3 protein-coding genes are annotated in these 3187 nt (G+C 45.4%); all 3 read right to left on the reverse strand.

Going from position 1 to position 3187, the window contains the following annotated elements; genetic code table 11:
• Positions 1-2051 (reverse strand): hypothetical protein (locus OEV42_21435; GenBank protein ID MDH3976833.1); only part of this gene is annotated, 2051 nt, incomplete at its 3' end.
• Between the two features lie 221 nt (positions 2052-2272).
• The gene (locus tag OEV42_21440; GenBank protein ID MDH3976834.1) at positions 2273-2746 is read right to left on the reverse strand and encodes a hypothetical protein; all 474 of its coding nucleotides are present in this window, start codon (positions 2744-2746) and stop codon (positions 2273-2275) included.
• Positions 2747-2756: 10 nt separating this feature from the next.
• Positions 2757-3187: hypothetical protein (locus OEV42_21445; GenBank protein MDH3976835.1), on the reverse strand; the 431-nt coding region annotated here is incomplete at its 5' end.

The following is a 3187-nucleotide window of genomic DNA, read 5'->3' on the forward strand; positions in this document are numbered from 1 at the left end:
TCGGTAACACTCACCACCTTGCCCCGCCTGTCGTATTCTGTTGTCGTTGCATTGTTATTGGCGTCTGTTACTGTCTCAGGCAGGTTGAGGGCGTTATAAACCGTTTTAGTGATATTACCGTTGTAATCGGTCACTTCAATGACATTACCCATCTTGTCATAAACAAGGGCTTTGGTCCGGGCAAAAGCCGTTCCTTCCGCTTCGACAACTTTCGTCGGCCTGTCTTCAGCATCGTAAGTTGTCTTTGTTTCTGCCCCTCTTGCATCGGTTACAGTCTCTACATTGCTGTTAAGGTCGTAAGTATAAAGCGTGCTCTTAAGCTCGGCGTCAGTGGCCTTTTCCACAAGACCAAGTTCATTACGGACGAAACGCTTTGCATAGCCGTTGCCATCAATGATGCGCACTTCCTTCCCTTCCCCGTCATACCATATTTTACTTATGTAACCATCAGCATCAGTCACCTGCCATGGACGGTTCCATTGGTCATAGGCCGTGCTTGTTACCCTGCCAAGAGGGTCGGTAAGAGTTATTACATTGCCCGACGTATCGTAACCATAAGCGGTCTCTATCGTGCCAGGCTGAATCATCCTGGTGCGGCGGTTCTGTTTGTCGTATTCGAAGGTAGTTGTTTTTAGTTCTGCATCAGTCTGGCTAATTAGATTACCGGCTGCGTCATAGGCAAAGCTGCTTGTATCGTTCAGGGCATTGGTTTGGCTTACCTTGAGATAGCGGCCGTTATAAACGAAGCTCGTAACATTCCCCTCCTGATCGGTAACAGACTGGAGGTTCTTTTCAGCGTCGGCCTCGTTGTAATAGGTGTTAATGATTCTACCCGCCGCCTGACTGGCCAGGGCCGGCTGAATAGTTTCGGTGAGACGGCCAAGATCATCGTAATTATAAGTTGTCACTCTTCCTTCGTAATCGGTGAGGGTCTTGAGATTGTCCGCCAAATCATAGGTCATGCTCATAATATGGCTCAGGCGGTTCGTTGTGGTAATACGCCTGTTAAGAGCATCGTAGGTATGGGCCGTGGTGACGTTTTTCCAGTCCGTCTCGCTTGTGAGATTACCGTTGGCGTCATAAACAAAAGACCTTGTCCCAGAGCTGCTTCTAGAAATGCTTGCCACCTGATTGCGTGCCGTATAGCTGTAGGTAAGCGTGAGGCCATTGCGGTTGGTCTCGCTCAAGAGATTCCCTACTGCATCATAATTGTAATCAACGATATTCGTCGAACCGGCGGGAAGGCTGTAGTCGGTAATATTGGGATAAATAACCTGATCGGGCTGATCGAGGCCGTCATAGGTATATTCTGTTTTGAATCCCCGCGGGTCGGTAAGGGCAATGCGCCTGCCGCGGATGTCGTGGTCATAGTCGGTGACGCTTCCTTCGGAGCCGGTAACGGTGTCGGGATTACCGTAGGCGTCGTAAGTATAATCGGTTGTATTATTACGGCCATCGGTCATGCTTCTTCTTTCCCCTGTGGCAAAATAGCTGTAGCTTACGCTGTTTCCGTCACCATCGGTGTAGTTTGTCAGGTTCCCCTTGGTGTTATAAATCCAGCTTTCAGCTACGCCATTCCTGTCGGTGCGGCTTTCAGGAAGACTGAATTGCGGGTTCCAGGCAGTGACAATACTGTTGCCGTAGGGGTCCGTCTCTTTGGTAATGTTCCCCTTGCCGTCATATTCATAGAGCGTCACATTGCCCAGCGCATCGGTGCGGGAGGTCATCACATTGTCCGCCTTGCCCTCGTCTATAGACCAGGTCATGTGCGTTGTTCTGCCAAGGGGCTCTTCGATGGTGAGGGGATTGCCGTGGAAGTTGAGCCTATAGACTGTATCTTTACCGGCAAGATCGGTAACGACACGTTTGTTTCCGCCGGCTACATCATAAAGAAAGAAGGCGGCGTTGCTGTCGGGATAGCGCACGGCCTTGACCACGTCCTGTGATTTGAGGTATTTGGTGAAAGTTCTCAGGTTGGAATCGACTTCATCAGGGCCGTAATAATCGTAGGCAAAACTGTTGCCATTGACGTCGGTGGCTGTCTTATTCAAATACAAATAACCCCCGCCATGCGTTAACATGGCAGGGGTGTTGCAGATTTAGTTTAATTCAATTGTCAAAGAACTTTGCGGAATCTTTACCGCGATAAAACTACTCTATTTGAGGCCAATTCTGTCAATTGCGTAGACCAGCCCCCTTATTTTCTTTTATAAAGCCTTTATCTTTTAACTTCAACTACTTAGCTCGGTTCGACCACTTCACGCCCTTTCCATTATCCCGCATCAATATATGGTCTTTCATATTTATATTTTTCATATTTTTTCGGTGCAAAATCCACACTCCATTTTCTACAAATTATGTGAATTCCATCTAGTTTTTCATTTTTACCCCAACCTCTATAATAAGAACTCGCCAAAACGATGTGACACAATTTATTTCTATCTTTCTGATTTAATTCTAGGTCGTGAAAACGTTTATTCCATCTTTGAAATTCTTCACTATCTATACAATTATAAATGTCATATATTTCTAATGGAAACTCTTCTCCAAAGCCAATACCAGTGGTTTCATATTCAACACGAAGAACACCAATTAACTTGATCATCCAAACCTGCTGAACAGAGTACTCATCTGGAGTTGATACTATTAAAGAAACCTGATCTAAACAGGGATTTATTTCAAATTTAATCAGACTGCTATCATGAAAATCTTTAGAGCCCGGTGCACCAATATTTGGCTTTTTCATTATTTCTCTCCTATTTCTTCATTTTAATATGCGCGTTAGTAGCTGTTCTTTCTGTAATCCTTCCAGCGTCAGTTAATGGAATACGTTGGTGCTTTTTATTTATACCCCACTTATGCCAATGCCCTGCATTCTTTCCTTGCTGGCTAATTGGATCATATGCAACTCTAACAATGTCTTTGCTATCAACAAATTCGTGCCTACCAGTTTGCTTATTTATTCTTTCTGTAAGTCCTTTGTCTAATAACTTTTTTCTCCCAGATTTCAGAGATTTCCCTTTAAGTCTTATCTTACTTATATCATCAGTAAACCTTACTCTACTTTTTGAGGCACTCCCCCCCCCTTTTGCCTGCGACGCCCCCTTATTTCCAGCATTATTACTACTGCTCATAAGCATTGCACCACCTTCTAACGAGGCTCCACCTTGTGCCCCCCCTGCTTCAC

The sequence above is a fragment of the Deltaproteobacteria bacterium genome (genome assembly GCA_029860075.1).
GTDB lineage: Bacteria > Desulfobacterota > JADFVX01 > JADFVX01 > JADFVX01 > JAOUBX01.

Excerpts from the sequence above, each read along its gene's own strand:
- OEV42_21440 (MDH3976834.1), bottom strand. The coding sequence starts at position 2,746 with ATGAAAAAGCCAAATATTGGTGCACCGGGCTCTAAAGATTTTCATGAT.